Origin of the sequence: Paractinoplanes aksuensis, assembly GCF_024137025.1 — a bacterium.
GTDB classification, from domain to species: Bacteria; Actinomycetota; Actinomycetes; order Mycobacteriales; family Micromonosporaceae; genus Actinoplanes; species Actinoplanes aksuensis.
The window spans coordinates 240590-267223 of the sequence record NZ_JAMYJR010000021.1 but is presented as its reverse complement, the minus strand read 5'-3'; the positions used below and the strand labels follow the sequence as shown (position 1 = coordinate 267223).

At 68.1% G+C, this 26634-nt stretch carries 37 protein-coding genes, 1 tRNA gene and 1 other RNA gene; 23 read left to right on the top strand and 16 right to left on the bottom strand.

Annotated elements, in window-relative coordinates; translation table 11 throughout:
- Positions 1-42 precede the first annotated feature (42 nt).
- The gene (locus M1L60_RS20435) at positions 43-273 is read right to left on the bottom strand and encodes a helix-turn-helix transcriptional regulator (protein WP_253239046.1); all 231 of its coding nucleotides are present in this window, start codon (positions 271-273) and stop codon (positions 43-45) included.
- 56 nt (positions 274-329) lie between these two features.
- On the bottom strand, positions 330-785 hold the full coding sequence (locus M1L60_RS20430; RefSeq protein WP_253239045.1) for an Lrp/AsnC family transcriptional regulator: 456 nt from the start codon (positions 783-785) through the stop codon (positions 330-332).
- A gap of 94 nt (positions 786-879) precedes the next feature.
- Between M1L60_RS20430 and M1L60_RS20425 the strand changes: the two genes are divergently transcribed.
- Both M1L60_RS20425 and M1L60_RS20420 read left to right on the top strand, forming a co-directional pair.
- The gene (locus tag M1L60_RS20425) at positions 880-1329 is read left to right on the top strand and encodes a rhodanese-like domain-containing protein (protein ID WP_253239044.1); all 450 of its coding nucleotides are present in this window, start codon (positions 880-882) and stop codon (positions 1327-1329) included.
- A 145-nt stretch (positions 1330-1474) separates the two neighbouring features.
- Positions 1475-1936, top strand: a complete 462-nt coding sequence (locus M1L60_RS20420) for a DUF6912 family protein (RefSeq protein ID WP_253239081.1) — start codon at positions 1475-1477, stop codon at positions 1934-1936.
- On the opposite strand, the gene M1L60_RS20415 is transcribed toward M1L60_RS20420, so the two are convergent.
- Entirely contained in the window at positions 1933-2874 is a 942-nt protein-coding gene (locus tag M1L60_RS20415; RefSeq protein ID WP_253239043.1) for a hypothetical protein, read from the bottom strand. The genes M1L60_RS20420 and M1L60_RS20415 overlap by 4 nt on opposite strands.
- A gap of 334 nt (positions 2875-3208) precedes the next feature.
- On the opposite strand from M1L60_RS20415, the gene M1L60_RS20410 reads away from it, so the two are divergent.
- From M1L60_RS20410 to ssrA, 8 genes are all read left to right on the top strand, one after another.
- Positions 3209-3724, top strand: coding sequence for a PadR family transcriptional regulator (locus M1L60_RS20410; protein ID WP_253239042.1), 516 nt, complete (start codon positions 3209-3211; stop codon positions 3722-3724).
- A gap of 55 nt (positions 3725-3779) precedes the next feature.
- Entirely contained in the window at positions 3780-4892 is a 1113-nt protein-coding gene (gene prfB / locus M1L60_RS20405) for a peptide chain release factor 2 (protein WP_253239041.1), read from the top strand.
- Between the two features lie 154 nt (positions 4893-5046).
- Positions 5047-5727 carry a cell division ATP-binding protein FtsE gene (gene ftsE / locus M1L60_RS20400; RefSeq protein WP_097319361.1) on the top strand — a complete coding sequence of 227 codons (681 nt, stop codon included), beginning with the start codon at positions 5047-5049 and terminating at the stop codon, positions 5725-5727.
- A gap of 60 nt (positions 5728-5787) precedes the next feature.
- The gene (gene ftsX, locus M1L60_RS20395) at positions 5788-6663 is read left to right on the top strand and encodes a permease-like cell division protein FtsX (RefSeq protein ID WP_253239040.1); all 876 of its coding nucleotides are present in this window, start codon (positions 5788-5790) and stop codon (positions 6661-6663) included.
- Positions 6664-6815: 152 nt separating this feature from the next.
- Entirely contained in the window at positions 6816-8057 is a 1242-nt protein-coding gene (locus M1L60_RS20390; RefSeq protein ID WP_253239039.1) for a peptidoglycan DD-metalloendopeptidase family protein, read from the top strand.
- A gap of 53 nt (positions 8058-8110) precedes the next feature.
- Positions 8111-8587 carry an SsrA-binding protein SmpB gene (gene smpB, locus M1L60_RS20385; RefSeq protein WP_253239038.1) on the top strand — a complete coding sequence of 159 codons (477 nt, stop codon included), beginning with the start codon at positions 8111-8113 and terminating at the stop codon, positions 8585-8587.
- A gap of 65 nt (positions 8588-8652) precedes the next feature.
- Positions 8653-9303: a cellulose binding domain-containing protein gene (locus M1L60_RS47885; protein WP_253239037.1), complete on the top strand. Its 651-nt coding sequence runs from the start codon at positions 8653-8655 to the stop codon at positions 9301-9303.
- Positions 9304-9337: 34 nt separating this feature from the next.
- Positions 9338-9714, top strand: a transfer-messenger RNA (tmRNA) gene (gene ssrA, locus M1L60_RS20375).
- Positions 9715-10044: 330 nt separating this feature from the next.
- On the opposite strand, the gene M1L60_RS20370 is transcribed toward ssrA, so the two are convergent.
- The 4 genes from M1L60_RS20370 to M1L60_RS20355 form a co-directional block, all read right to left on the bottom strand.
- Positions 10045-10284: a hypothetical protein gene (locus M1L60_RS20370; protein ID WP_253239036.1), complete on the bottom strand. Its 240-nt coding sequence runs from the start codon at positions 10282-10284 to the stop codon at positions 10045-10047.
- 310 nt (positions 10285-10594) lie between these two features.
- Positions 10595-10966 (bottom strand): type II toxin-antitoxin system VapC family toxin, encoded by a 372-nt coding sequence (locus M1L60_RS20365; protein WP_253239035.1) that lies wholly within the window; start codon positions 10964-10966, stop codon positions 10595-10597.
- Positions 10963-11463 (bottom strand): hypothetical protein, encoded by a 501-nt coding sequence (locus tag M1L60_RS20360; RefSeq protein ID WP_253239034.1) that lies wholly within the window; start codon positions 11461-11463, stop codon positions 10963-10965. Before M1L60_RS20360 ends, M1L60_RS20365 begins: the two co-directional genes overlap by 4 nt.
- Before the next feature lie 381 nt (positions 11464-11844).
- The gene (locus tag M1L60_RS20355; protein WP_253239033.1) at positions 11845-12801 is read right to left on the bottom strand and encodes a PHP domain-containing protein; all 957 of its coding nucleotides are present in this window, start codon (positions 12799-12801) and stop codon (positions 11845-11847) included.
- A gap of 357 nt (positions 12802-13158) precedes the next feature.
- On the opposite strand from M1L60_RS20355, the gene M1L60_RS20350 reads away from it, so the two are divergent.
- The 3 genes from M1L60_RS20350 to M1L60_RS20340 all read left to right on the top strand — a co-directional run bounded on the left by M1L60_RS20350 (position 13159) and on the right by M1L60_RS20340 (position 14834).
- Entirely contained in the window at positions 13159-13584 is a 426-nt protein-coding gene (locus M1L60_RS20350; RefSeq protein WP_253239032.1) for an NUDIX domain-containing protein, read from the top strand.
- A 189-nt stretch (positions 13585-13773) separates the two neighbouring features.
- Positions 13774-14253: a carboxylesterase family protein gene (locus tag M1L60_RS20345; RefSeq protein ID WP_253239031.1), complete on the top strand. Its 480-nt coding sequence runs from the start codon at positions 13774-13776 to the stop codon at positions 14251-14253.
- Positions 14190-14834, top strand: coding sequence for an alpha/beta hydrolase family protein (locus M1L60_RS20340; protein WP_253239030.1), 645 nt, complete (start codon positions 14190-14192; stop codon positions 14832-14834). The genes M1L60_RS20345 and M1L60_RS20340 overlap by 64 nt, the downstream gene beginning before the upstream one ends.
- A 211-nt stretch (positions 14835-15045) precedes the next feature.
- Here the strand turns inward: M1L60_RS20340 and M1L60_RS20335 are convergent, their stop codons facing one another.
- Both M1L60_RS20335 and M1L60_RS20330 read right to left on the bottom strand, forming a co-directional pair.
- Positions 15046-15702, bottom strand: a complete 657-nt coding sequence (locus M1L60_RS20335; RefSeq protein ID WP_253239029.1) for an SRPBCC family protein — start codon at positions 15700-15702, stop codon at positions 15046-15048.
- Between the two features lie 27 nt (positions 15703-15729).
- Positions 15730-16077: an ArsR/SmtB family transcription factor gene (locus M1L60_RS20330; protein WP_253239028.1), complete on the bottom strand. Its 348-nt coding sequence runs from the start codon at positions 16075-16077 to the stop codon at positions 15730-15732.
- Positions 16078-16381: 304 nt separating this feature from the next.
- Between M1L60_RS20330 and M1L60_RS20325 the strand changes: the two genes are divergently transcribed.
- From M1L60_RS20325 to M1L60_RS20305, 5 genes are all read left to right on the top strand, one after another.
- Positions 16382-16699 carry a hypothetical protein gene (locus M1L60_RS20325; RefSeq protein ID WP_253239027.1) on the top strand — a complete coding sequence of 106 codons (318 nt, stop codon included), beginning with the start codon at positions 16382-16384 and terminating at the stop codon, positions 16697-16699.
- A gap of 73 nt (positions 16700-16772) precedes the next feature.
- Positions 16773-17711, top strand: a complete 939-nt coding sequence (locus tag M1L60_RS20320) for a hypothetical protein (protein ID WP_253239026.1) — start codon at positions 16773-16775, stop codon at positions 17709-17711.
- Positions 17712-17754: 43 nt separating this feature from the next.
- Complete coding sequence (locus M1L60_RS20315; protein WP_253239025.1) at positions 17755-18270, top strand: RNA polymerase sigma factor; 516 nt, start codon at positions 17755-17757, stop codon at positions 18268-18270.
- Entirely contained in the window at positions 18251-18841 is a 591-nt protein-coding gene (locus M1L60_RS20310; protein WP_253239024.1) for a LytR C-terminal domain-containing protein, read from the top strand. The genes M1L60_RS20315 and M1L60_RS20310 overlap by 20 nt, the downstream gene beginning before the upstream one ends.
- 143 nt (positions 18842-18984) lie before the next feature.
- Positions 18985-19305, top strand: coding sequence for a hypothetical protein (locus tag M1L60_RS20305; RefSeq protein ID WP_253239023.1), 321 nt, complete (start codon positions 18985-18987; stop codon positions 19303-19305).
- 439 nt (positions 19306-19744) lie between these two features.
- Here M1L60_RS20305 and M1L60_RS20300 read toward each other — a convergent pair.
- Positions 19745-19817 (bottom strand) — tRNA-Ala (locus M1L60_RS20300).
- A gap of 71 nt (positions 19818-19888) precedes the next feature.
- Positions 19889-20482 (bottom strand): YqgE/AlgH family protein, encoded by a 594-nt coding sequence (locus tag M1L60_RS20295; protein ID WP_253239022.1) that lies wholly within the window; start codon positions 20480-20482, stop codon positions 19889-19891.
- A gap of 68 nt (positions 20483-20550) precedes the next feature.
- Here M1L60_RS20295 and M1L60_RS20290 point away from each other — a divergent pair, with 68 nt between their 5' ends.
- Together M1L60_RS20290 and M1L60_RS20285 are read left to right on the top strand one after the other, a co-directional pair.
- On the top strand, positions 20551-21348 hold the full coding sequence (locus tag M1L60_RS20290) for an S-methyl-5'-thioadenosine phosphorylase (RefSeq protein ID WP_253239021.1): 798 nt from the start codon (positions 20551-20553) through the stop codon (positions 21346-21348).
- Between the two features lie 18 nt (positions 21349-21366).
- Complete coding sequence (locus M1L60_RS20285) at positions 21367-22104, top strand: class I SAM-dependent DNA methyltransferase (protein ID WP_253239020.1); 738 nt, start codon at positions 21367-21369, stop codon at positions 22102-22104.
- Here M1L60_RS20285 and M1L60_RS20280 read toward each other — a convergent pair.
- Entirely contained in the window at positions 22094-22642 is a 549-nt protein-coding gene (locus tag M1L60_RS20280) for a TetR/AcrR family transcriptional regulator (RefSeq protein ID WP_253239019.1), read from the bottom strand. The genes M1L60_RS20285 and M1L60_RS20280 overlap by 11 nt on opposite strands.
- Positions 22643-22707: 65 nt before the next feature.
- Here M1L60_RS20280 and M1L60_RS20275 point away from each other — a divergent pair, with 65 nt between their 5' ends.
- On the top strand, positions 22708-23253 hold the full coding sequence (locus M1L60_RS20275) for a hypothetical protein (protein ID WP_253239018.1): 546 nt from the start codon (positions 22708-22710) through the stop codon (positions 23251-23253).
- On the opposite strand, the gene M1L60_RS20270 is transcribed toward M1L60_RS20275, so the two are convergent.
- Entirely contained in the window at positions 23211-23687 is a 477-nt protein-coding gene (locus M1L60_RS20270) for a VOC family protein (RefSeq protein WP_253239017.1), read from the bottom strand. The genes M1L60_RS20275 and M1L60_RS20270 overlap by 43 nt on opposite strands.
- Positions 23688-23798: 111 nt before the next feature.
- Between M1L60_RS20270 and M1L60_RS20265 the strand changes: the two genes are divergently transcribed.
- The gene (locus tag M1L60_RS20265) at positions 23799-24485 is read left to right on the top strand and encodes an aggregation-promoting factor C-terminal-like domain-containing protein (protein WP_253239016.1); all 687 of its coding nucleotides are present in this window, start codon (positions 23799-23801) and stop codon (positions 24483-24485) included.
- Here M1L60_RS20265 and M1L60_RS20260 read toward each other — a convergent pair.
- Positions 24479-24952, bottom strand: coding sequence for a hypothetical protein (locus M1L60_RS20260; protein WP_253239015.1), 474 nt, complete (start codon positions 24950-24952; stop codon positions 24479-24481). The two genes, M1L60_RS20265 and M1L60_RS20260, sit on opposite strands and share 7 nt — an antisense overlap.
- Positions 24953-25150: 198 nt before the next feature.
- Here M1L60_RS20260 and M1L60_RS20255 point away from each other — a divergent pair, with 198 nt between their 5' ends.
- Positions 25151-25726, top strand: coding sequence for a 3'-5' exonuclease (locus M1L60_RS20255; protein ID WP_253239014.1), 576 nt, complete (start codon positions 25151-25153; stop codon positions 25724-25726).
- Here the strand turns inward: M1L60_RS20255 and M1L60_RS20250 are convergent.
- Positions 25712-26146, bottom strand: coding sequence for a hypothetical protein (locus M1L60_RS20250; RefSeq protein WP_253239013.1), 435 nt, complete (start codon positions 26144-26146; stop codon positions 25712-25714). The genes M1L60_RS20255 and M1L60_RS20250 overlap by 15 nt on opposite strands.
- Positions 26147-26172: 26 nt before the next feature.
- Positions 26173-26631, bottom strand: a complete 459-nt coding sequence (locus M1L60_RS20245) for a response regulator (RefSeq protein WP_253239012.1) — start codon at positions 26629-26631, stop codon at positions 26173-26175.
- Positions 26632-26634 lie beyond the last annotated feature (3 nt).

The window sequence follows — 26634 nt, the reverse complement described above, 5'->3', positions numbered from 1 at the left end:
CAGGCGAGAAGACGGACAAATCGCGCGGCCGGCAGCGCGGTCCTACTCGTGGTCGGGCGTGACGAGCGGATTCTCGGCCACCCAGGCCGCGGTCTCGGCGTACTTCTGCTCGATGTACTGCTCGAGACGGACCCGCTCGACCCGCCACTGGCCGCGGCCGCCGATCTTGATCGCGGGCAGCTCACCGCTGCGGACCATGTGGTAGACCTGCGACTCCGAGACGTTGAGTTCGGTGGCCACGTCGGGCAGGGGCAGGAAGCGCGGTTCCGCCATGACACCTCCCGTAGGCTCGGAGTGCTTCAGTTTGCCACCGATCGGCGGCGACGGCGTCACTCGGGGGCCGAGATGGCCCGTCCGGTCAGCGGGCTCGAATAGACGACGCTGGTGGTGACCGCGCCCAGCCCGGCGATGCGCCCGGTGACCTCCTCGAGGTGGCGCATCGAGCGGGCCAGCACCTTCAGCACGAAACAGTCCTCGCCGGTCACGTGGTGGGCCTCGACGATCTCGGGCGTGCTGTCGAGCAGGGCGTGGAACGGCCGGTAGTTGCCCGTCGGGTACCGCAGCCGCACGAACGCCATCACCTGCAACCCGACCCGTTCCGGGTCGAGGCGGGCCCGGTAGCCGGCGATCACGCCCGCCTCCTCGAGCCGGCGGATGCGCTCGGCGACGGCGCTGGGCGACATCGCGACGGCGCGGGCGAGTTCGGCGAACGGCGAGCGGCCGTCCTTCTGCAGCTCGGTCAGCAGCCGCCAGTCCGTGCGGTCCAGCGCGATATCCGTGGTCATGGCGGCCAAGTAAACGCGTTTCCCCGGCCGTGCACCAGATGCGCCGGGGAACGACCATGTAACGGCTGCGTTGTCGCACCTAGCGTGGTGTGTCATGACGATCACCCCTGTGGGCCCGGACACCCGGGCCGCCGCCGCGTTCTTCTCGGCCCGCCTCGCCTTCCAGACCGATGTCGCCGACGTGCGGGCGGCGCTGTCGTCCGGCCGGCCCGGTTTTGTCCTGATCGACTCCCGCTCGGACGCGGCCTGGGCCCAGGGCCACATCCCCGGCGCTGTCCATCTGCCCACCGCTCGGATCCCAGCCCGGGCCCCCGAGCTGCTCGAGCCCGGAGTCCCCGTCGTGACCTACTGCTGGGGTCCCGGCTGCAACGGCGCCACGCGGGCGGCCCTGGCCCTGGCCGAGGCCGGCTACCCGGTCAAGGAGATGATCGGCGGCGTCGAGTACTGGATCCGCGAGGGTTTCCCGCTGCGCACCCCGGCCGGCGACGTCAGCGCCCCGGCCGACCCGCGCACCGCACCCGTGGCCGACGCCTGCGGCTGCTGACCCGGCGGGCCACGATCCGGGCACGACTGGTGGAATGGTTCTTCCCCGCGCCGCGGCGACGGTGTACTACGGGGACGGTCCAACCGCTGGAGGAGACGTGCCGATCACCGAGCTGGTCCGGGTCTACGTGCCGGCCACCGTGCCGATGCTCACGGCCCTGCGGGCCGACGGCCGCCTGGGTTCCGGCCCGCTGGAGGCGCACGCCGTGACGCCCGCGCTCCGCGAGTGGTACGCCGAGGGCGACGAGGAGGAGCTCGAGTACGTCGCCTTCACCCGGGCCGCCCAGGGCGCGCTGCACCTGCTGCGGCTCGACCCGCGGGCGCCGCGCCGCCGGGTCGTCATCTCGGCCGACGTGCCGTCCACGGCGCTGGTGCGCGAGGACGTCGAGCTCGGGTCGAGCACCGTGCGGCTGCCGCAGCCGGTGTCGCTCAAAGAGGTCGCGGCCATCCACGTCGACAGCGCCGACGCGGCCGACGCGGTGGCGGCGGCGGCCGAGGTGGTCGACGAGGCGGCCGCGGGTGACCCGGACGCCCAGTTCACCGTCGACAGCGCCGAGGACCACGAGCTCGAGTGGTACGCCGTGTCGGAGCTGGACGAGCTCCTCTAGGCCGTCGAGGCGGGAGTTTCCTCTTCCTCCTCGTCGGCCACCGGGGCGATGGTGCGGCCCACGGCCACTGTGGCCGTGATCGCGCCGACGAACAGGACGATCAGGGCGCTGTTGAGGCGGGCCCCGCTGAGCATCTGCTGCACCACGAGTTCCAGCTCGCTGACCTTACCGGCCAGGTCGAGCACGCGGCTGCCGGCCGTGCGGGCCAGGATCTCGGCGATCACGAGCAGCAGCCCGGCGCCGGCCCCGGCCAGGCCGTAGAGCGGCCACGGCACGTCCAGCCCGCCCGAGCGGCGACGGGCCCGGCGCAGCCCGAAATAGGCGACCAGGCCGGCCGCGAGGCCACTGAGGAACCCCTGGCCGTACGCGAGCCACTGCGACGCGTCAGCCCGGGACTGGGCCTCACTGGAGCTGAAGGCGTCGAGCAGGGGGCCCTGGAACAGGTTGAGCACCAGGCCGACGAGGAAGACGGCCACCGAGGCCCAGCCGACCACGGTCACCACGCGCGGGATGCGGAAGCCGGCCAGTGCGCCGCCGATGGTCGCCGCGGCCGCCACCGTGCCGCCGACCACTGCGTACAGCCAGCCCTCGGTGTTGATCGTGACGATGGTCAGCGCGCCCAGCACGCCGATGAGCAGGCCGCTGCCCGTGGCGACGGCGAACCGGGTGCTCGCGCCGAGTTCGCGGCGGCGGCTCAGCAGGCCGAGGATCGCCAGCGCCACCGTGGACCCGGTGACGAGGCTGGCCGAGATGGCGCCGGGCAGTGCGTACGCAGTGGAGGTGACCTCCATCTCGACGTCGACCCGGCCGGTGATGGTTGCGCGGGCCGACCACAACATGGCGGCCATCCACACCAGCGTGACGCCCGCCAGCACGAGCCCGTGGGACGGGGCGGCGGCCGCCGGTTGCGGGGCCGGTGCGACCTCCTGCTCTGTCATGCGGCTCAGGGTACGCGGCGTTCCTGCGGGGCCGGACGGCCGTCCACAGGGCACCGGGCGGGCCAAAACGGAGTCGATTGTCGGAATTAAGGGGAACGTTGCCGTTTCCGACTTGTGATCTGTCCGGTTTTCGGGGGGTTGATGCCCGGCATCGCCGTCTGACCGTTTGGCTAGAGCCATTTTAGCTGGTCAGGCCCGGGATTTTCGGCAGAACGCGCCGTCTCGACCCTCGTGGTCGGACAGTCTGTGCGGGACAGTCGCTTGTGGAGACGCAAACTGGACGGATCGGGCGAAATCCTGGACGTCAGCGCGACAAAGTGGCAGCTTAGAAGGCATGCCCGACTCTCAAATCAATCCCACGGCTGCCGCTCTGCTCGGCCTGCTCCACGAGGGGCCGATGACCGGCGGTCAGCTAATGGCGGCTGCCGAACGCCGCCTCGGGCCATACTGGTCGATGACGCGGAGCCAGGTCTACCGCGAATTGCCGGTTCTCGCCGAAATGGGCTACGTCCGTCTCGGCAAGCCCGGCCCCAGATCCAGCCAGCCCTACGCCATCACCGCCGCCGGCAAGCGAGCCTTCAGCCGGTGGCTAGCCGAGGCCCCGGGCCGGGACGCCTTGCGCAACCCGGTCGCGCTGCGGGTCGCCTTCGGCGATCAGCACAGCGGCAGTCAGCTGCAAACCCTCTACACAGGGGCCAGTGAGTATCACTCCGAGGCCATGGCGATGGCCAAGGAGCAGGCGAAGGAAGCGAAGAAGGCGGGCGACCAGTACGGCGCCGCGGCCCTCGAGTTCGCCGTCGCCTATCACAAGGCCGCACTGAGCTGGCTCAAGGTCGCTCCGACGAGCTGACGGACGTGCGCCCGCCCCGGCCCCACCCGGCCGGGGCGGCGTAGTCTTGAGTGTTGTGACCGCTGCCGACTATCCCGAGCAACTCAAGACCCTCGACGCCACCCTGCGCAATATCGAGAACGTCCTGGACGTCGACAAGCTGCGCCGGGACAAGGCCGATCTCGAAGAGCAGGCGTCCGCGCCCGACCTGTGGGACGACCAGGCGCGCGCCCAAGAGGTCAACAGCCGCCTCTCCTACATCTCCGGTGACATCGACCGCATCGAGCGACTGCGCTCGCGGCTCGACGACGCCGGCCTCCTGCTCGAAATGGCCGAGGCCGAGGGTGACCAGGCCTCGGTCGGCGAGGTCGGCGACGAGCTCGTCGCGCTGGCCAAGGCCGTCGAGGAGCTCGAGGTCCGCACCCTGCTCTCCGGCGAGTACGACTCCCGCGAGGCGCTGGTGGCGATCCGGGCCGGCGCCGGCGGCGTCGACGCGGCCGACTTCGCCGAGACGCTGATGCGCATGTACCTGCGCTGGGCCGAGCGCCACGGCTATCCGACCGAGGTCTACGACACCTCGTACGCGGAAGAGGCCGGGCTCAAGTCGGCCACCTTCGCGGTCAAGGTCCCGTACGCCTTCGGCACCCTCAGTGTCGAGTCGGGCACCCACCGCCTCGTGCGCATCAGCCCGTTCGACAACCAGGGCCGGCGCCAGACCAGCTTCGCCAGCGTCGAGGTGATGCCGGTGGTCGAGCAGACCGACCACATCGAGATCCCCGAGAACGAGTTGCGGGTCGACGTCTACCGTTCGTCGGGTCCTGGTGGACAGAGCGTTAACACCACCGACTCCGCTGTGCGCCTCACGCACATTCCGACCGGCATCGTCGTGACATGTCAGAACGAGAAATCGCAGCTTCAGAACAAGGCCTCGGCCATGCGCGTGCTCCAGGCGCGCCTGCTCGAGCGCAAGCGCCAGGAAGAGGAGGCCAAGCTGGCCGGCCTCAAGCAGGACACCACCGGTTCCTGGGGCGACCAGATGCGCTCGTACGTTCTGCACCCCTACCAAATGGTCAAGGATCTGCGCACTGAGCAGGAGACGGGCAACCCGTCCTCGGTCTTCGACGGCGACATCGACGAGTTCATCGAGGCCGGCATCCGCTGGCGCAAGCAGACCGAGAAGGCCGGCTGAGACCCGCTCCGCGACCGGAGCGGCACGGACGGCGACGGCGCCTGAACGTTCGGTCAGGCGCCGTCCGTACGGCCGAGATTTTCTTTACCGGTGGTGCAGATTCGCGGACCCGGCGGACTTGGCGTTTTCGTTACACCGCGTAGACTGCCTTCCCGTGATTCAGCTCGAGAACGTGACGAAGACGTACCCCAAGGCGTCTCGGCCGTCGCTGGACGATGTCAGCGTCGGTATCGAGAAGGGTGAGTTCGTCTTCTTCATCGGCCCCTCCGGTTCCGGCAAGTCGACGATCATCAAGCTTCTGCTGCATGAGGTCGCCCCGACCCAGGGCAAAGTCATGGTGAACGCCAAGGACGTGACCTCGATCCGGTCGTGGAAGATCCCCCACTTCCGTCGTTCCATCGGTTGCGTGTTCCAGGACTTCCGTCTGCTGCCCAACCGCACCGCGTACGAGAACGTGGCCTTCGCCCTGGAGGTCATCGGCAAGACCAAGGCCGTGTCCCGGCGGGTCGTGCCCGAGGTTCTCGAACTGGTCGGTCTCGGTGGCAAGGAACACCGCTACCCCCACGAGCTCTCCGGTGGTGAGCAGCAGCGTGTCGCGGTCGCCCGGGCGTTCGTGAACCGTCCGCTCATCCTGCTCGCCGACGAGCCCACCGGAAACCTCGACCCCGACACCTCCATCGAGATCATGCGACTGCTCGACCGGATCAACCGGACGGGCACGACGGTCGTGATGGTCACGCACGACTCCAACATCGTCAACCAGATGCGTCGCCGGGTCATCGAGATCGAAAGCGGCCGTATCGTTCGCGACCAGGCTCGCGGCGTCTACGGCTGAGCTCCGCCGCCCGTTTCCCCCTGAAGAAGTAATGCGCGGAGTCCCGGAAGGAACCCCCCGATGCGCTTGAAGTACGTCCTCAACGAGGTCCTGGTGGGCCTGTGGCGCAACGTCACCATGACGGTCGCCATGATCATCACCATGGCGGTCTCGCTGACCATGCTGGGCGCGAGTGTGCTGCTCTACATGCAGGTCGACCAGATGAAGAACTTCTACTACGGCGAGATCGAGGTCTCGATCTTCCTGCGTGCGGACGTCACCGACGCCCAGCGCTCGGCGATCGACTCCGCCATCAACGCCAACCCGCTGGTCGCCCAGAAGACCTACGAGACTCGTGAACAGGCCCTCGAGCGGTTCCAGCAGCTCTGGAAGGACTCGCCGGAGTTCGTCAAGTCGGTCGGCCCCAACAGCCTGCCCGAGTCGTTCCGGGTCAAGCTGAAGGACCCGGAGACCTACAAGACGTTCACCGACCAGATGACCGGGATGCAGGGCATTCAGGACATCATCGACCAGCGCGCGTTGCTCGACAAGGTGTTCAACATCTTCAACGCCATCCAGGTCGGGGCACTTGTGGTCGCGGGGGTGATGGCGTTGGCCGCGCTGCTCCTCGTGGGAAACACCATCCAGGTCGCCGCCTACAGCAAGCGCCGCGAGGTCGCGGTCATGAAGCTGGTGGGCGCGTCGAACTGGTTCATCCAGGCCCCGTTCGTGCTCGAGGCGGTGGTGGCCGGCATCATCGGCGCCGTCCTGGGCTTCATCTTCCTGTTCGTGAGCAAGATCGTGCTCCTGGACACGAAGTTGCAGGCGCTCACGAACATCCTGACGCCCATCGACAACGGCAACGTGTGGCTCATGCTGCCGCTGCTGGCCGGCGTCGGCGCCCTGGTCAGTGCGGCCACGGCGTGGATCACGCTCCGCTTCTACCTGAAGGTCTGACGCCCCTCAGCTGAATCCCCGTCCGACCTCCCCGCCCGCCGCCAAAACTCGAGCTGACGCCAATCTGATGGCCGCGCCTCCACGATCATGGGGACGCGGCCGTTGGGCGTTTTAGGAGGTAAGACGCCGAAGCTGGGGTTACGGTGCTCTTCGTGTGGTCCAAACGTCGACATCGCCGGAAATATGAGCTTCCAGCACTTTTCGCGGGTCTGTTGCTGCTCGCGCCGCACCCTGCCCAGGCCGCCCCCGGCAACGACGCCGACCGCGCCGGCAAGGCCGTCCAGCGGGCCGAGGCCGTTCTGGAACACGCCACCGACCTGGCCCGCACCGCCGCCCGCAAGCTCGAGACCGCGACCGCCGCGATGCCCGCGGCCCAGAAGAAGGTCGCCACCTCGCGCGGCACGGTGGCCGCCGCCCTCGCCGCGGCCAAGTCGGCCGGGCGCAAGGCGGCCACGGCCCGACAGGACTACCAGAAGGTCGCGGGTCGTTTCGTCGAGGCCCGGGAGCGGGTCGACGACGCCCGGGAACGGGTCGACGAGATCGCCACCGCCAGCTACATGGGCAGCAACTTCGCGCGGCTCAACGTCCTGGTCGACGCGACCGGCCCGGCCGACATGATGGCCCGGCTCAGCATCGTCGAACAGATCATGCACCGGCAGCAGGAGGACGTGGACACGCTGGTGGTGGCCCGGCGCGACGCCCGTACCGAACAAGATCGGGCGGGTTTGGCCAAGCGCGCCGCCGAACAGGCCGAGACCGAGGCCCGCGACCGCCTGACCGCCGCCCGCGCCGCGCAGGCCGCCGCCGAACGGGCCCGCCTGGCCCTCGAGAAGCTCACCCAGACCCGCTACGCCGCGCTCAAGGTGGCCAACGCCCAGCGCTCGGTGGTGCTGGCCCGCTACGAGGCGGCCAAGGCCGAGGAGGCGCGGATCGAGGCCGCGCTGCGCGGTTACTCGATCAAGTCGGGGGATGCCAAGTACGGCGGCGGGCGGCTGCTCATGCCGGTCACGGGCTGGAAGTCGAGCGACTACGGCGAGCGCTACGACCCGTACTACCGGGTGTGGCAACTGCACGCGGGCATGGACATCGCCGCCGGCGGGGGCTCACCGATCCGGGCCGCGGCGTTCGGGCGGGTGATCCGGGCCGGGTGGGCCGGCGGCTACGGCAACTACACCTGCCTCAGCCACGGCCGGATCAGCGGCGTCGGCTTCCAGACCTGCTACGGCCACCAATCGGCCATCCTGGTGCGGATCGGCGAGTACGTGCGCCGGGGCGAAGTGATCGGCCTGGTCGGCACCACGGGCGCCTCGACCGGCAACCACCTGCACTTCGAAACCCGCTTCGACGGCGCCCCGCGCGACCCGGCGAACTATCTGCCGCGCTGTCTGTGTTGAGACTTCAGTAGCATTGTGAAGTTCCATCACTCATCCACAGGGGGTCCGGCGACATGCCACGCGAACAAGGTCGCAAGGTCGTCGCCTCGAATCGCAAGGCCTACCACGACTACGCGATCAGCGACACGTACGAGGCGGGCCTCGTGCTCACCGGCACCGAGGTCAAGTCGCTGCGAGCCGGGCGGGCCTCGCTGACCGACGCGTTCGGCCACGAGCACAACGGCGAGATCTACCTGCACGGCTTCCACATCCCCGAATACACCCAGGGCACGTGGACCAACCACGAGCCGCGACGGGTCCGCAAGCTGCTGCTGCACCGCGACGAGATCCTCAAGATGCGCAACAAGCTGCGCGACGACGGTGTCACGCTCGTGCCGCTGCAGGTCTACTTCAACAACGGGTACGCCAAGGTCGAGATCGGCGTGGCCAAGGGCAAGAAGAGCTACGACAAGCGGCAGGACCTGGCCAACCGGGACGCGCAGAAGGAAATCAACCGCGCCATGGGCAGGCGTGCCAAAGGCATGGACTAGCAGGTACTCTTCCCCGCCGGCACTTTTGATCATCGCCGGTGCCGGTCAGGGGAAGGGATCGCAGGGTGGCTGCCAAGCACTCCGTGCGCGTGTTCGGAACAGCCCGCTTCATCCTGAGTTTCGCGGTGGCGATCCTCGTGCTGCTGGTCGTCTGGATCGCCGTGCGGGCCGTCGGGCCGGCCGAAGCGTCCAGGCCGCCCACGATCGTGCTGCCGTCGGTGGCCCGCGTGACGATCGATCCGCCGCCGCCCACCCCTTCGGTCAAACCCTCGGTTTCCCGTACGCCGTCCAAGTCGCCGTCGCCGTCCAAGCCGACTCCGTCCGAGCGCCCGACGACGGCCCGCGCCACCACGGCCGTACCGGAAAAGACCCGGACCACGACGAAGCCGCCGCCCCCGCCTACGGAGGTCGAGGCGACACTGGCCGTCACGGCGAGCTGGGAGGGCGGCTACGTCGCGATGGCCCGGGTGACCAATGAGGGCGAGCGCCCGGTCCGCTGGAAGGTCACGGTCAGCCACGCCGACCTGCGCGACCTGGAGCTGCGCAACGTCTGGAACGCCACCGGGAATCTCAGCGGCGACAGCATCGTTTTTACCGGCGGTCCCCTCGACCCGGGTCGCACCGCCGATTTCGGCTACCAGACGTCGAAGGACGGCCGCGGCGACGCCCGCCCGGCGGGCTGTAATGCGGTGGGCGGCACCTGCAGGATCAGGTAGGATGGCACAGTTGTTCCGGTAGTGGTTTTTCCCAGGGGGTGACTGGTTTCGACTTCGAATGTGGAGACAGGGGAAGCGAGCCGAGGAAGCCGACGTCGTCTCGAGAATCGGTCGTCGGAAAAAAATAAGCGCCGATACTAAGCGCAACGATTTCGCTCTCGCCGCCTGAGGCGAGTAGCTAAATCTGTCGGACCGGGAGTACCTCCGTCCCGGATTTCCGGCATCAGCTAGGAGGTTGGCCAACAGGTCCCGGTCGCGGGGACCTCACGGCGAGACTAATCAGCGACTGGGCCCGTCACAGGAACTCGCTCACGTGATTCCAGGGGCCGAGTAGAGGCATAGTGAGCTGCGCTCGGAGAAGCCCTGACAAAACAACGAAGGACCCGGGTTCGATTCCCGGCACCTCCACGGCATGGCGGCCCCCTGCTCGCGAAAAGCGCGAGCTGGGGGCCGTTTCGGTTATACCTGCTCAGGGGGCCGAGCCCCCTGAAACCCCACGGTGTCTACCGGTTGCGGTCGGTGGGTGGTGAGGGCTGGGTTCAAGTCCCCAGACAGGACCTCCGCCTTGGCGGACCCGGCTCGCGGAGAGCGCAAGCCGAGCACCGTTCCGTGTGACTGTTCAGGGGGTGAGCCCTCTGAAACCCCACTGTGTCTATGGTTGCGGGGGTGGGTGTTTGCGCGGGTTCAAGTACGCGGGTAGCAGCTCCCCGGCTGGCGGCCGAGCGTCAAATGTGCATGGAGTTAAGGTCGACCGCGCACGATAACCGCAGCGGTTAGCATGGTCAGGCCAGCGATCAAGCAGACTGCCGCTAATGCTGCCAATGCGATCGGTTTGTCGACGCCGCCGAACGAGACTGCGGTGAGGACGCCGCCGACCGAGGTCGCGAATCCGCCGCCCGTCACGAGGGCCGCGCGGGCAACGACGGAGCGGTGATCGGCGTCCTTGTGGTGCGGCGGTTCAGGGCTGGCTGCAGTGGCCATATCGGACTCTCCTCGAAAACCGGACTCGCGAAGCTTGATGCGGCAGACCACTGGTGGGCCGGCTGTCCGCCGTGTCGTCGTTGATACTGCCTAACCCCGGCATCGATTACGGAGAGTCGCTTACCCCGCGGGGTCACCCTGAACGGTTGCGCTGCATTAAGCGTCATGCCGACCGAGCTGGCCTCTAAGCCAACATTTGTGCAGTGCGTCACATTGATTTTGGAGAGTGCTCGTCAGCAGCGGAATGTTACGGGCTGTATAGAGAAACTCGTGGAGTCGCCCCCGGCGTAGATCGGCTTGTCCAGTCGCCTCAGGCACTCAGGACATCGACGTCGTACTTCTGTACCTGTGGGTCGCGAGACACGAGAGTCAGGCCTTCGAGTTGAGCTTGGGCTACGAGGATTCGGTCGAATGGGTCGCGGTGGTGCATGGGCAGTCGCCCCGCTCTGATCCCGTGGTCGGCGGTGATGTCTAGAAGCCGGAAGCCGCTGTTGCGTATCCGCTCGGGAAGGTCAGCCGGTTCGAGCTTGCCGAGCGCCTGCTTGATCGCGACCTCCCAGACTGTTGCCGAACTGACGTAGACGTCGGCCTCTTGATCGAGGCGGTCCTTGATGTCGTCGGCCAGCGTTGGGTCGTCGGTCAGCCACCACAGCACTATGTGGGTGTCCAGAAGAAGGCTCACTGTGTCATCCCGAAGTCATCGGCAATGCTCTCGTTCACTTCGGGGGAGTCCCAATCGTCGGCGGCGACGAGCCTGCCCTGCAGGGAACCTCGTCCGGACCGGACAGTGCCTGGGCGAATTGACTGCAATGATCGGCGAGCTCCGGAGCCGGTGTCGAGCTGCCAGAAGGTCCAGCCGTTGCGGTTGTCATTGATGCCGGGGTTGTAATGCCTGACCACGGCGCGTGCGGCTCCGGTCGGGGTTTTGAACGATTGGCCGGCGAGTGGTCCGTCAATGATTTCCACACGGGCGGGCTCGACGAATCGGGCGTGTACCCGGTGGCCCTCGTAGTCCGCGTAGACGGACACGTCCTGATTGCCGGTGCGAGTTCGTTCCTCGCTTGCGACGGTGCTAGCGGCGATCAGCCGTCGAATGATCGCATTCTCGGAAAGATTTGCCATATGGGCCGCGAAAGCCACGGCCTGTTTCGTGTCCTCGTCGACTTCGATCGTTGCCATGCCCTATCACCTCGACTACGAGAGTAGCGCGCGAAAAGTAAGCAAAGCAAGCAGATAGAGCAAACACAGCAGACCTACCCTGCGGCGCTCAGGTGAGCATCGTCGTGGGGATGATCACAGCAGCCCGTGGGACGTGATGAACCTGCGACTACGCGAGCTGGGCGCGCGACCGTTGTATCTGGCCCCCGGAGTTCAAGTAGGCGGCAAGCACCTCCACGGCATGGCGGCCCCCTGCTCGCGAAAAGCGAGCCGGGGGCCGTTTCGGTATGTCTGGTCAGGGGGCCGTGCCCCCTGAAACCCCACGGTGTCTGTTGGTTGCGCTTGAGGCTGGGTGGGCGCCCTGAATACCACGTTCCTACAGTTGTGGTGGCTTTGATTACGTTAGGTGTACCACCTGTCGTACGGGTGGCTGCCGGCGCGGAAGCCCAGCGCTTCGACCAAGTCGACCGCTTCAGCGAAGCCGTTGCCGACGAAGGTCGGGTTGTGAGCGTCGCTGCCGAAGGTGATCACCTTGCCGCCCACCTCGCGCCACCACCGGACTATCTCGGGGAACGGCTTGTGGTTTGTGTTGACCTCCAAAGCCCGGTCGGTGGCCGCGAGCGCAGTCAACGCGTACCGGAACTCCTCCTCGAAGTCCGCAGGGTCGAAGGGGCCGGCGGACGCCGGCCAGTATCGGCTGACGAAGTCGATGTGGGCGAGGGCTTCAAAGTCGGCGAAGCCGGCCACCAGCCGTGGTATCTCGTTCAGGTAGTCGCGGACCACTTCACTGGCCGGGCGCTGCGCGAAATGCTCCCCTGGCTCATTGAGTCCGGCGCCCAGCGGCAAAGTGTGAAGGGAGGCGAGCACTCGGTCGAACCGGCCCCCTTCGAGGATCCGGGCGAACTGGTCGCGGTGCCAGTGCGGCTCGCCGGCCTCGACCCCGGTGAGGATCAGCAGGTCGGGGAACCTGTCGCGGCAGTACTGAATGCGGGACAAATAGCCGTCGACGTCGAGTGGTGGCGGGGTCAATGTCCCGTCCTCGCTGATCAAGTCGGTCACCTTCGCCGGGGCATCCGGCGCCGGTTCCACGTTGGTCCAGACGGTGAAGTCCAGGTGTTCGGTGAACGCGACGGCTGGTAGGCCCAACCTCAGTGCCCGGGCGCAGGTGGCCTCCATGTCGCCGGGTTCGCAGTCCCAGGACCATTCGGTGTGCACATGTCCATCGGTGGGCAGCATGAGACCATTCGATCCTACGGAGGCCTTCCTGCCGTAGCACCGATCACATCTGACGCGTGCCGCTGCGGGCGATGGGCCACCCCGGAAATCCCGCACGCCGACGGGGGCCCGTCGATCAATCACTTCGCGACCGGAGGCTGGGCGTGAACACCGATGTTCTGGTTCGTCATGCCCGCTCCGTGCCGCCGACTGCGGACGGTCCGGAGAGATCATCCGGCCGCCGGCCAATGGAGGGTCTCCGGCAAGCGCTTGTTCTGGTCACACGATTGACTGAGCCGAGTCCAGGACACGTCGTGCTCGTCGCCGGCCACGGCATGGTCACAAGCCCGGCGCTACTCGGCTTCGGCTCACGAGTGGGCTGGCGGTTCTGGCCGGGCAGCCTATGCCTCCCATCTATTATGTTCGATTCGCCGACCCGTCGGCCGACCTCGGGGTCGCCCGGTCTCGATCTGCGACGAACAGCTTGAAGGGAAGTGGCCGATGGAGCTGCGACCGTGTTGCGGTGTCGTCGTCCAAGACGAGCAAGGCCGCGTGCTCCTGATACGCCGCAACGGTGAAGGCACCTGGGGACTGCCGGGCGGCGGGGTGGAGGCCGGTGAGACGTGGGAGCAGGCGGCCCGGCGCGAATGCCGGGAGGAAACCGGCTGGAACATCGACGTGCACGGCCTCCTCGGCATCTACAGCGACCCCGACACGCAGATACACCGCTATCCGGACGGCAGGATTGTTCACTGTGTCGGTGTTGTCTTCCGCGGTTCGCCACTGAGCCGCACCGCCACACCGGACGGCGAAGCCGCAGAACTCGGTTGGTTCGCGCTCGATCAGCTTCCGCATCCGCTGTTCGCGCTCGACGAGCCCGTCCTGCTCCACGCGGCAACGCCGGAAGCCGCACCATTCATCGATTGAGCACGGCTCGCAGCTGTTGTATCCGACTGCTCGGGTTCAGGTAGCCGGCAAGCAGCTCCACGGCGCCTGATCAGAGCTGCGATTCGCCAGAGCTTGGCTAGTGTCGGTCGGTGTGCTTCGCCATGAGCAGCTTGACCCACATGCGGCTGAAGGAACTGCTGGCTGTGCTGCCGTTGGCGCTGACGGCTGTTGCTCTGGATCCACGGCGGCGGCTTCCGGCTCGGCGGCGCCGACGAGACCGACCCGCGAGCGCTCGCCGCCGAGAACGACCTCGTCGTGGTGTCGATCAACTACCGGCTCGCGGCCCTGGGCTTTCTCTCGGCGCCTAGCCTCGACGGCGCCGGCTCCTTCGGGCTGCTCGACCAGCAGGCCGCCCTGCGCTGGGTGCACGACAACATCGCCGAGTTCGGCGGCGACCCTGACCGCGTCACCCTCTACGGCATTTCGGCCGGCGGCGACAGCGTCTGCTCCCACCTGGCGTCGCCGGCGTCGAAGGTCTGTTCCACCGGGCGATCCTCGGCAGTTCCGCCTGCCACGGCACCAACGCGCTCGACGTGCTGGTGCCCGGCGTCGGGCCGGCCGGCGACACGTGGAAGAAACGCCCGGTGGCCGACGGGATCGGCGCCGCGTTCGGCAAGCAGCACGGCTGTGACGACCCGGCCACGCTGATGGACTGCCTGCGGGAATTGCCGGTCGAGACCGTCGCCGCGCCCGGCCTGCACTACTTCAGCCCGACGGTCGGCACGCCCACGCTGCCCGTTCGTCCGTCCGAGCGCCTCGACCCCGGGATCCCGCTTCTGATGGGCGTCGTCGCCGACGAGGGCGCTTCCCTGGTCGCCGGCGTCCACGCGCAGAAACCCCTCGACCAGCAGGCATTCTCCGGTCTGCTCCGCAAGCTGGCCGGCCCCAAGGTCGACGAGGCCCTCGCGGCCTACCCGGTGACCGGCCCGAACGCGAACCGCGCCTTCGCCGACGTTTACGGCGACCGCGCATTCGCCTGCCCAAGCCTCGAGACCTACCGCAGATTGGGCGACCGGGTGTGGGCCTATGAGTTCACTGAGCCCGGCGCCCCGCCGCTGCAGTGGACGCCGCCCGCCGAAATGAGGGGAACCGCGAGCCACGGCTCCGACATGTCATTCCTGTTCACATTGACCAAGGACAATCCGACGCTGACGCCGCCGCAGCATGAGTTGGCGGCCAGTATGCGCTCCTCGTGGGCGGCGTTCGCCTCCGACGGCCGCGCGGACTGACCGAGTTTCAGCGAGGGCGGAGCGGTCATGAACCTGCGCGCTCCTGCCCCGGCTGTCGAGACTGAGGCCGCGATCAGCAACCGCCATCATTGCGATGTGTGGGGCTGATCCTCGAGGCATCTCCGATCCTGAGCACGTTCGAGGTGTCGAGCGCGGTGGGGGCCGAGCCTCCTGGAACCCCACGCTGCGGTGGGGTCGGCTTGCGCTTGCCTCACTGGGCGTCTTCTGTGGGGGCGTAGAACGCGGTGGTGGCCTTGACTGCGGCTGCGACGTCGGTGGGGGTGCCGCCGGCGGCCAGGTGGGCCTCGCCCCAGGCGGCGGCGCTGCGCCGGCTGAATTCGCGTCCGGCAGGTGATGTCCCGAACTTCTCGTGGTCGAGGACCTCGCCGTCGCTCAGGAAGCTGGTGAGGGTGAGGAGATGCAGGTCCCAGCCGACGCCACCCGCACCGGGACCGTAGGTCGGGAACATCGGCTCTCCGACGGCCGCGGCGTGGACCAGTTCGAACTCGGTGTCTCCGGCCGAACCCGGGGACAGGCGCACCTCGACCTCGCTCGTGCCCGGCCATTCGTCCGCGCCGGGGCCGAACATCCAGGACACCCGCAGCAGGCGCGGCGGCTCGCACCGGAGGATCTCGCCGTGCTCGCCGCCGTCCAGCTGGAAGGTCCCGCCGAGGCGCAGGTCGCCGGTGACCGGCTTCATCCAGCGGCTCAGTCGCTCGGGGCTGGTGATGGCGTCCCACACATCATCGACGTGCGCGTCGTAGCGACGCCTCAGCTCCATCGTGTAGGCCTCACCGGCGGGCAGGGTTGCCGTGCCCATCTTCCGGCGTGTCGCGGACAGTTCGTCGAGGACGTCTTTCATCGTCATGCTCCGTTCGGTGGGGATCTCTCGTGCCTACGCTTCTTCGTCGGCGGCTTTCCGGGTGATGCGCCGGCCGCGGGCGAGTTCGGTCTCCAACGCGTCGAGTCGCTGGTTCCAGAACCTGCGGAACCGGTCCAACCACGCGTCAACCTCGCTCAAAGGCCCGGCCTCCACGGCGTAGAACCGACGAGCTCCCTCGGCCCGGACCGACGTGAACCCGTGCTCACGCAGAACGCGCAGATGCTGGGAGACAGTCGCCTGCGCCAGGGCGAACTCGACCCGGATCACGTCCGTGATCGCGCCCGAGGTCTGCTCACCATCGGCGAGCAGCTCCAGAATGCGCCGACGCACCGGGTCGCCGAGCACATCGAACGCATTCACGAGACGAAATCTTACCAGCTCTCACTTATATAAGTAAGAAGCGGGATTGTTGAACCGGTTTTCGCGCAGCCGGCAGCTAGCAGGTCCCCGGCTTGGCGGCCCGGGCTCGTACGGATCCTTCGGTGCGGTTGTCGCGCCGCTCGACCCGACGCGGCTCCGCACGCGACTGACCCGAAATCGGCCCAGCACCCTGCTTCCCGTGGGGTGGTTCTGTCGCCCTCTGAACTGGGAGGATGCCTGCGTGTTGACTGAGGCGCAGCTGAGGCGGTTGCGGCGTAGCGCTGTGCTGCACGGAGTTACGGCCGTGGCCTTCGCGATGCTTGTTGTGATGGGTGTGGGCGTCGCAGTGCAGGGGTCGTACGGGCTGGGGTTCGCCTTTGTTGTTGCCGGGCTTGCTGGTGGGGTGGGGGCTGCTGTCATCGCTGTGAGCGTGTGGCGGGCGCGGCTTGCGGGGCACCGGGTGGTTCGGATCTCGATGGGTGTCGCCGCTGTGGTTGTGCTGCTGGCGGGAGTGGTGCTGGCGCCCGGGGGAATCGACCGGGGCTTCGTCATGGTGGTTTCGGCTCTGCTGGCACTCTTGCTGGCTATGTTCGCGCTGCTCGCGGGCGATCGGGCTCGTTGAGCGGACGTCGGCGCGCTGGTGGGTGGGGCACAATGCCGCGGTGCGAAGGATCTCTGCGGAATTTGTTCGTCGGGTGGACGGGCTGGTGCCCGGACAAGAGTTGAGGCCGATCGGGTTGGGAATCACGGACCGCTATCAGTTGGACGGCGGGACTGTTCTGGGGCTGGACGAGCAGTTGCGGGTGGTTCGGCGGCGCGATGTCGAGGTGACGGAGGGCGCCAGCCTGCTGGCCGCTACCCAGGATCTGGAGTTCGTCGCGCTGTCTTATCTCGACCGGCTCGTGGTGCACTCGGCCGACCGGACTCTCGAGGTGGGCATCGAGTCGGCGGAGACCGGGGTGTTCCTGGGGGACGGGCGGCTGGTGGTCTCGGCGTCGGTCATCGGGGACCACGAGTACGACGGCGAGGGGGATTACCTCGTTCAGCTCGTAGATGTCACCAGCGGCGACATCCTGGACACTGTTGTGCTGGACGTGGCCGATGCCGCGGTGTCAGCGGTGCAGCATCCGCACGACGGGTCGGTTCTGATCGATGCGGGGATGGGGCAGGACGGTAGCGCCAGTTTTGTGGTGCGGGTGTCGGGGGACCGGCTGGACGTCGCGCCGCTGCCGGAAGACGTGTGCGTGACCGGGTTCGATCCGCCGGGGCGACGGCTGCTGCTGACGCCACACCCTGCCAACGACGATGTGGCGACGGTGGTGGAGTGGCCCAGCCTGCGGACGATCGGCGAGCTGCGCGGCGAGTCGCTGGGGTTCGAGGACGAGGCGATCAAGATATACGGGTGCTTCGTCGGCGACGACCGCATCGTGTTGCAGGTTGGTGAGGGCCAGACGGACGGCGTACTGCTGTGCACGGGAGACCTGACTCCGGTGGCGTGGCTCGATCTGGATCCGGATGGCGAGTCCGAGCTGGACTCCATCCTGGGCGTGGGCCCGGGGATGTTCGTGGCCGAGGTGTGGCGCGGCCGTGAGAAGTCGTTGGAAATCTGGCGCGTGCCGCGCGAGATTTCCTGACTTCGCATGTAACCGGATCGGTGGCTGCGGTGTGTTCAGTGGTGTGCAAGCCAATGACAGTGCCGACTTCGACGCCTTCTACGCGGCCACGGTCCGGCGGGTGGTGCTCTATCTCTACGCCGCGTGCGGGGACCGGGCCGAGGCGCAGGACGTCGCCCAGGAGGCCTTTGCGCGCGCTTGGCAGCACTGGGGCCGGGTCAGCGCGTACGAGGAACCTGAGGCCTGGGTCCGCCGAGTCGCCTGGCGTCTGATGGTCAACCGGTGGCGCAGCCTGCGTCGCCGGCTCAGCGCCCGCGCGCGGATGGGCTCGCCGGACGAGACGGCCGGCCCTTCGCCGGACCGCGTGGCTGTCGTCGCCGCGCTGCAACAGCTGCCGAAACCGCAGCGGCAGGTCATCGCCTTGCACTACCTGCTGGACATGCCGGTCCACGACATCGCCGCGAGCATCGGCGCCCCCGAGGGCACGGTCAAGGTGCGGCTGTCCAGGGCCCGGGCCTCTCTCGCCCGGCTGCTCGACGACCACGATCAGGAGATCAGCGATGCCCCGACCCGTACCTGAGCGCCTGCGCGACCTGGAAGCCGAGATCCACGACCTGCGCGTGCTGCCGGCCGCCTCCGTCCGCGCCCGCGGCCGCCGGCGAGGCCGCCGCCAACTGGCCGCCGTGGCCGTGGCCGGCGCTGTCGTCGCCACCACTGCCGGCGTGGCGTTCGCCTGGCCGCGTTCTTCGCCGTCACCCGCGCCGGTGGCTGCCGCGCCCCGGCTCACCTGCGTCCTCGACCTTCCGGGCAGCCCGGCCGAAGTGCAATTGCGGGTGTACGACGGGGGAGTGCCCACTGACCGGCTGGCCGCGACGGTCGACGGCCTGCGCGCCCGCACGTTCACCGTGCTGGACGGCCCGGCAGAGTCGATCGATATGACCACGCTGCGCTACGGCCCGGCCTCGATCGGCGCGGCGGCGCTGGTGCGGGCCGAACTGCACGGTGACGTCGCCCTGCGCTACGACCCCACCCGCGCGGGCGAGACCATCGACGTGGTGCTCGGCCCGGCGTTCGACCGCCTCTCCACGCCCACCGAAACCAATGCGAATCTGGTCGCGGGCGGCCCGCCCCTGGCGCCGGAGGGTTGCTGAGCCGCGGTGGAATCTGCATCAACCAACTGGTTGATTCGGCGATCAGCAATAACGTCGTCTCGGGGCTGTGACGTGGCATTTCGCGTCGGGAACGGCTTTTCCGGTTGCTTTACGGAACGGTGGCGCGCCGCCATGATGGATGAATGCCGCGCCTCAAGAACATCCTGTCGTTCCGCTCCAGCAATTCCATTCTGAGCATCTATTCGAAAGACTCGATCCTGTCGGTCGGCTCGTACGGCTCGATCCTCTCGGTCGCGTCCGTCGGCTCGATTCTGTCGATCCTCTCGGTGGCCTCGGTCGGCTCCGTGCTCTCGATCGGCGCCTTCGGCTCGCTGCTGGCCATCGGCGCCTTCGCAGCCCTCCTGGCCACCGGCTCGTACCTGCTGGCCGGCATCGCCTCCATCGCGGTGCTGGCCGGCCTGCTCCTGCTCGCCAGGATCATCCGCGGGCCGGCGACTCCGTAAATCCGAGAGCTCCGCCATAGTGCAATCACGGATTTGGCGCCACGGACCGCAATGTGGGGCATATAGGGCCGGGTGGTGCTCACCCCGAGCGCTCCGGGCGCTCTTGCTTCGCATTGCGACGATCCAAGTACTGAGTGCGGTTGCGGGTCGATCCATCCGGGGAGCGGAGCATGTCATCGACAGAACTGGCCACATTCGGAGTAGGTGTTGCGCTGCTGGCAAGCATCTTCGCAGCTTGGCAGTGATCTATCAGTACGCGAGCAGCACCGCCACGATGCGATCACATTCCGCTGGCGGCGCACGGTGTTCTCCGCCAGGCGCAACCACGCACCGAGCGCAACCGACCGTAACGTGGGGTTTCAGGGGGCTCGGCCCCCTGAGCAAACAAAACGAGGCGACCCGGTTCGCGCTTTCCGCGAACACAGACCGCCTCGACTTGTGGAGCTGAGGGGACTCGAACCCCTGACCCCCACACTGCCAGTGTGGTGCGCTACCAGCTGCGCCACAGCCCCTTGCCGTTCCCGGTTGTCCCGGGCACGGAAGAAATACTACACACCTGTCGGCGGGGTCTGCCGGGACCCCCTCAGTTCAGGGCCGGATCTGGGGGGAAGTGGGCCACCGCGGCCAGGATGTCGCCCTGGCGGCGCAGGACCATGGCCCAGAGGTCGTCGGGGCGGGTCATGAACGGGTCGCCGGGGAGGGCGTCCAGCAGGAACCAGGAGCCGGAAGCGATTTCTTCCTCCAGTTGGCCTGCTGACCAGCCCGAATAGCCCGCGAAGACGCGGATGCCGGCCAGGCTCTCGCGCAGGCGGTCGGGGTCGGCCGACAGGTCGACCGTGCCCAGAGCGCCGGAGACCTGGTGGAAGCCGGAGATCCGCTTCTTCACCTCGGGACGGGTGCGGGCCAGGCAGATCGCCGACTCGGGCTGGACGGGGCCGCCCTCGAAGAGCACCGCGGGGTCGCCGGCCAGTTCGCCCCAGCCACCCAGCACGTCGGCCACCGGTACCTCGGTCGCGCGGTTGAGCACCACGCCCAGGGCGCCGCCGGTCTCGTGGGCGACGAGCAGCACGACCGTACGGTCGAAGTTCGGGTCCTTGAGCGTAGGCGTCGCCACCAGCAACCGGCCGGTCATGGACTCCATCGACCGGCCTCCGATCCGCTGCCCCTCGCTATACATAAGCAGTCCCCACCAACGCCATGCATCGCACATTAGCCCGAGATTCCGGCCGCCGATAAGGTCTGGACATGAACCCAGCGGCGGAGATCGGCGTCATCGGTGGATCGGGGCTCTACAAGCTCCTGGACGGTGCGGTCGAGCACGAGGTGTCCACGCCCTACGGTGCGCCCTCCGACGCCATCACCGTCGCCCAGGTGGGTGACCGCCGGGTTGCTTTCCTGCCGCGGCACGGCAGGGATCACCGCTACCCGCCGCACAAGATTCCTTACCGGGCCAACTTGTGGGCGCTGCGCGCTTTGGGCGTACGCCAGGTCGTGGCGCCCTGTGCGGTCGGTGGCTTGCGGCCCGAGCTCGGTCCGGGCACGTTCGTGGTGCCTGACCAGCTGATCGACCGGACGAGCGGGCGGGCGCAGACCTACTACGACACGGGCGCCGTGCATGTGAACTTCGCCGACCCGTACTGCCCGGAGGGCCGGCGCGCGGTGCTGGGGGCGGCGGAGCCGGTGGGGCCGGTCGACGGCGGCACGATGGTGGTGGTCGAGGGGCCGCGGTTCTCGACGCGGGCCGAGTCGCGCTGGTTCACGGCGATCGGCGGCGCGGTCATCAACATGACCGGTCATCCCGAGGCGGTGCTGGCCCGTGAGCTGGGGCTCTGCTACACGTCGATCGCGCTGGTCACCGATCTGGACGCCGGGGTCGAGGGCGAGCACGGGGTTACCCACGAGGAGGTGTTCCGCGTGTTCGCGGACAACACCGAGCGCCTGCGGGGCGTACTGCTGGAGGCGGTTACCCGGCTGCCGGCCGAGCGCACCTGCCCGTGCGTGGGGGCGCTGGACGGCCTGAAGCTGCCGATCGAGCTGCCGTAAATCGCTGGGAGGAACGCCATGCACGATCCGGACGGCTACTTCTCCAAGCGATTGGCCAGCACGTACGACGACGCGACCGGTGACGAGTTCGATCCGGCGGTGATCGCCGCGACCGCCGACGTGCTCGCCGAGCTGGCCGGGCCGGGTGGGCGGGCGCTCGAGTTCGCGATCGGCACCGGGCGTGTCGCCGTCCCGCTGGCCGAGCGGGGTGTGACGGTGCACGGCATCGACATGTCCGAGGCGATGCTCAGCCGGCTGCGAGCCAAGAACGAGCGCATTGCCGTGACGAGGGGCGATTTTTCCTCCGTACGGGCCGGGGCTGTTGACTTCGACCTGGTCTATCTGGTTTTCAACACGGTGATGAACGTGACCACGCAGGATGCGCAGGTCGAATGTTTCCGTAACGCGGCCGCTCACCTGCGTCCGGGCGGGCGCTTCCTGGTCGAGGTGATGATGCCCGAGCTGCGAAAACTGCCGGCCGGGCAGACGGTCGTGCCGTTCACGGTGACGCCGGCGCGGTGGGGGTTCGACAGTTACGACGTGGCCACGCAGGCCATGGCCTCGAACTACGTGACGCTGCACGAGGACGGGCGGGGCGAGTTCTGGTCGGTGCCGTTCCGCTATCTGTGGCCGAGCGAGATGGATCTGATGGCGCGGATCGCGGGGCTCGAGGCGGAATTCCGGTGGGATTCGTGGGCGCGGACGCCGTTCACGAGCGAGAGCAGCAAGATCATCGCGACCTGGGTCAAAAGGTGAGCTCGGCCAGGTAGTCGTCGAGGCCGGCGGTCATCTCGGCCGGGGTCAGGTGGCCGGCCAGCACGTGCACGCTGAGCCCGTCGACCAGGGCGTGCAGGCGCCGGGCGCCGGTCTCGTCGCCGCTGCTGAGATTCAGGCACAACTCGTACATGCGGGTGAACTGCAGTTTGTGTACGCGGGCCAGCTCCGGATCGCCCAGGCCGAGCGCGAGGAACGAGAACGCGATGGTCGCCTCGGCCCGGCGGGGCTCGTCGACGGGCATGGTCTCGAGCAGGATGGACCGGATGTCGGCCCGCGGGTCGGCCTGCCGCGGGCGGGCCGTGATGCGCTCGGTGACTTGATCGATGACCTGTTCGCAGGCGAAGGCCAGCAGCTCGCCGCGGGTGGCGAAGTAGTGCCGTAGCGCGCCGGACGACCAGCCCGACTCGGCGGCCACCGACCGGATCGACACCTCGGCCACCCCGGCGCGGGCGATGACGCGCCCGACCGCGGCCGCCAGTTCCTGGCGCCGGGCCGCGTGGTCCACGATTTTTGGCACCCCTCATTGTCGCACGACTGTGTTACAAAGGTTATGACACGACCGTGCGAAAACGGGGGATGCACATGATCGTCGCGATTGTGGCCTGCGAGATCGGCTTCTGGGTGCTGCTCGTGGCCGGGCTGGCCGCGCGCTATCTGCTCAAGGCTCGGACGCTCAGCACGGTGCTGCTGCTGTCGGTGCCGCTGGTCGACGTGGCGCTGCTGGCCTTCTCGGTCATCGATTTGCGATCGGGTGGCGAGGCGTCGCTCGGGCACGCGCTGGCCGCGGTCTATCTGGGCGTGTCGGTGGCCTTCGGTCATCGCATGCTGGGCTGGGCCGATCAGCGGTTCGCGCACCGGTTCGCGGGCGGCCCGCCGCCCACTCCGCTGCCCGCGAAGGGTACCCACGAACGGGCTTCGCATGAGCGCCGCATGTGGCTCCGGCACCTCATGGCGTACGGAATCGCGGGGTTGATCCTGGTGCTCTTCGCCGCGCTCGTCGGCGACGCCGAACGCACCATGTCGCTGTGGGCCACCTTCCGCCTGTGGACCCTAGTGGTCGTGATCGACGGCATCGTGGCGTTCAGTTACCGGGCTCGGCGGCCCATCTCGTCGGCGAACGAGCGCTGAGCCGTCTGCATGATCGCCAATTCCGCCGGGTCGTCGAAGGCGCCCAGGTCGGGCTCGGCGACGGGGGTCTGCACCCACCAGATGTTGCCGTCCGGGTCGCGCAGGCGGCCGCCCCGATCCCCGACGATGCGCGAGGTGAAGATCTCGGTGACCACGGTGGCGCCGGCCTCGACCGCGCGGGCGAACACAGCGTCCACGTCCTCGACATAGACGCTCAGTAGCGCCGGCATGTCGGGCCAGTGCGGATCGGCGTCGAACGCCATCACGGTCGAGTCGCCGATCCGCACCTCGGCGTGACCGACCGTGCCGTCCGGGTTGAGGACCTTCCGGGCCGGCTCGGTCGCGAAAGCCGCTTCGACAAAGGCGAGAAAACGTTCGGCGCCCTTGGCTGCTACATAAGGAGTCACCGAGTGCTTACCGTTCGGGTTTTTCATACGTCCATCATCACTGTGATAGCGGTCATTTTCTGACCGGGTCCAGCGCGCTGTTGCCTTCGCGGGCGCGGTACGCCAGGGTGTTCCGAGCAACTGACGAAAGGGATGCTCGTGAATCGGCTCTGGAGCCGCGTGGGTGTGCGCGTTCTGTCGGTCGGCGTGCTGGTCGCGGGATTGATCGCCGGGATCTATCTGGGTCAGGGCCGCCAGACCGAGCCGGCCGGGGTCGCGCTGGCCGGCGCCGAGCAGGCCGACCTGGACATTCAGTTGCTCAAGCAGCACGAGGCCCGGCACGCCGCGGCCCGCGCCTGGAAGCGTGAGGCCGAGGGCGCTGCCGCGGCCAAGGCGGCGACGGCCGCCAAAGCCGCCGCCGGCCGCGCGCACAAACTCGAGACGAAGGTGGCCGCCGACAAGAAGGCGGCCACCGAACGCAAGAAGCAGGAAACGTCCGGCCCGGTCAAGTTCAACGGCCCGATTCCCTCGTCCTGCAACGAATACTCGGGCAGTCGCGAGATCGGCTGCGCGCTGATGCTGGACAAGGGCTTCCCGATCGCCGAGTTCCCCTGCCTCGACAAACTGTGGAAACACGAGAGTGGTTGGAACTACAAGGCCGAGAACCGCAGCTCCGGCGCGTACGGCATTCCGCAGGCCCTGCCGGGCCGGAAGATGGCCTCGGCCGGCGCCGACTGGAAGACCAATCCCGCCACCCAGATCAAATGGGGTCTGGGCTACGTGAAGGGCCGCTACGACACGCCGTGCGGCGCCTGGAACTACTTCCAGAACAACGGTCACTACTGACGGTGGGCCCGTCGCGCTGAACGCGCCCGCAGGGCGAGCACGAGGCCGGCGACGGCGACCAGTGCCGCCAGCGTTTCCGCGACGGCCGAGAGGGCTTTGCCGGGGGCGCTCCACGTGTTCTCGTACAGGTTCGGCAGCGGGCCCAATTGGCCCACATCGACGTACGTGTAGAGCGTCACCGCCACGGCTGCGCTGCCCGCCACCAGCAGCGCCACGACCCAGGTGAGCACGCGCGGCCAGGCCAGCAGCGCCAGCGCGACCACGATCGCGACGATTCCCTGAATGCGGAACAGCGTGCCCTCGCTCATCACCGACGAGCGGAACTGGTCGTACGGGGCGGCGTCGTGCAGATGCACATAGGCATCGACGCCCAGCAGTGCCGCGGTCACCACGGCCAGCACCCGTTGAGTCACTGAGACGTCGCGTCCCATCGCATGCGAACCCACCGGCATCACGTGATCGGTCATCGGTCCACTCCCGTTCGAAGGACTTCCTCACCGCCCACGGTCGTCCTTCCGGCCCGGGCCGGCATTCCTGCCAACTGCAAAACCCCGATGGCGGCCAGCCGGTACGCCGTGGGGCTTCAGCCGGATGATGAGGAATGTTGCCGTGGCCGCCGTCTGTCGGGCCCCGGCCCGGGCACAAAGATCAAGTAGGTTCGGCTCGTGATCGTCATTCTGGATCTGAAGTTCACGGCGTGGGCCGGCTCGCAGGAGCGCGGCTGGTCCGGGCCGGGCGAGTTCCGCGAGGTCGTGCAGATCGGGGCGCTGCGCGTCGACTCGGCCCACCTGCTCGTCACGGGCGAGTTCAACCAGCTCGTGCGGCCGCGGCACAACCCGGGCCTGTCGGACTACTTCCAGGAGCTGACCGGTATCAGTCAGGCCGCCGTCGACGAGCACGGGGTGCCGTTCGCCGATGCGCTCGACGCGTTCCTCGATTTCTGCGCCGGGCACTACGTTCTTTCGTACGGCAACGACATGGTCATCCTCGGCGAGAACCTCGTGTTGCAGGTGCCTGAGGGCCGCACCCCGAAGCGCGGACTGCCGCCGTTCGTCAACATCCGCACGTACTTCAACACAGTGCTGCCGGCGACCGAGGGGCTGTCGTCGGGGCGGCTCGCGTACGCGCTGGGCCGGGCCGACCGCATCGACCGCGAGCACGACGCCCTCGCCGACTGCTACTCGATTCTCGAGGCCCTGCGCCACCTGCGCGAGCAGGGGCATCCGCTAATCGCGGTCTAGTCGCTCCTCGATCGCCCGGGCCAGCTGGTCCACGTCGTGCTGCGGCGTGTTCATGTCGCGCAGCACATCGAGGAGGCCGGCCATCGTGTTGCGGATCTTCTCGTACAGATCGAGGTCGTCGCGAAGGCCGTGCAGGTTCTCCTGCCCGACGCGGCGCATCGCCTGATCGAGATCGGACTTCTGGCGCTCCCAGTACTCGACGTGGGCCAGCCGGTCGAGCGGCTTGTAGATGCCCGCGTCCGGCCGCACAGCGCGGCGAAGACCGTCCGACAGGCCGGCGGCGGAGACGAGCGCCTTCAGAGTGGCCAGATCGAGCGAGGACGACCGGCCGTCGTCGACTGCTTGAAGGTTGTCCCGCTGCCTCTCGTTCAGGTTCGAGCGGGTCCTTCCTCGACCACCAGGCTGCCACCGGTCGACCATATCGACACGACGGCGCGGGCGGTGTCTCAGCGGCCGGCCGAGAGCAGGAGCCAGTTCACCCGGCGCATCATCTCGTGGGAGGTGAAGGGCTTGGGCAGGTAGTCGTCGGCGCCGGCGGCCAGGCCCAGCTCGCGGTCCTGGTCGGCGCAGTTGCCGCTGATCATCAGGACCGGGATCTCGGCCGTGCAGGGGGTCGCGTGCAGTCGGTTGCAGACGGTCAGGCCGTCGATCTGCGGCATCGTGACGTCGAGGATGATCACGCGCGGGCGGCGCTCGATGGCCAGGCTCAGGGCCGACTGGCCGTTGTCGGCGGTCAGCGTGCGGTAGCCGGCCACCTGCAGGCGGTACTCGATGACGTCGCGGACCTCGTCGTCGTCGTCCGCGATGAGGATGCTCGGGGACAGTGGCGCGGTGATCGGGGCCGAGGACATCGCCCGGGTGAAAGCATCGGCTTCCTGGGGCGGGGCGAAGAGCGTGGCGGTCATTAT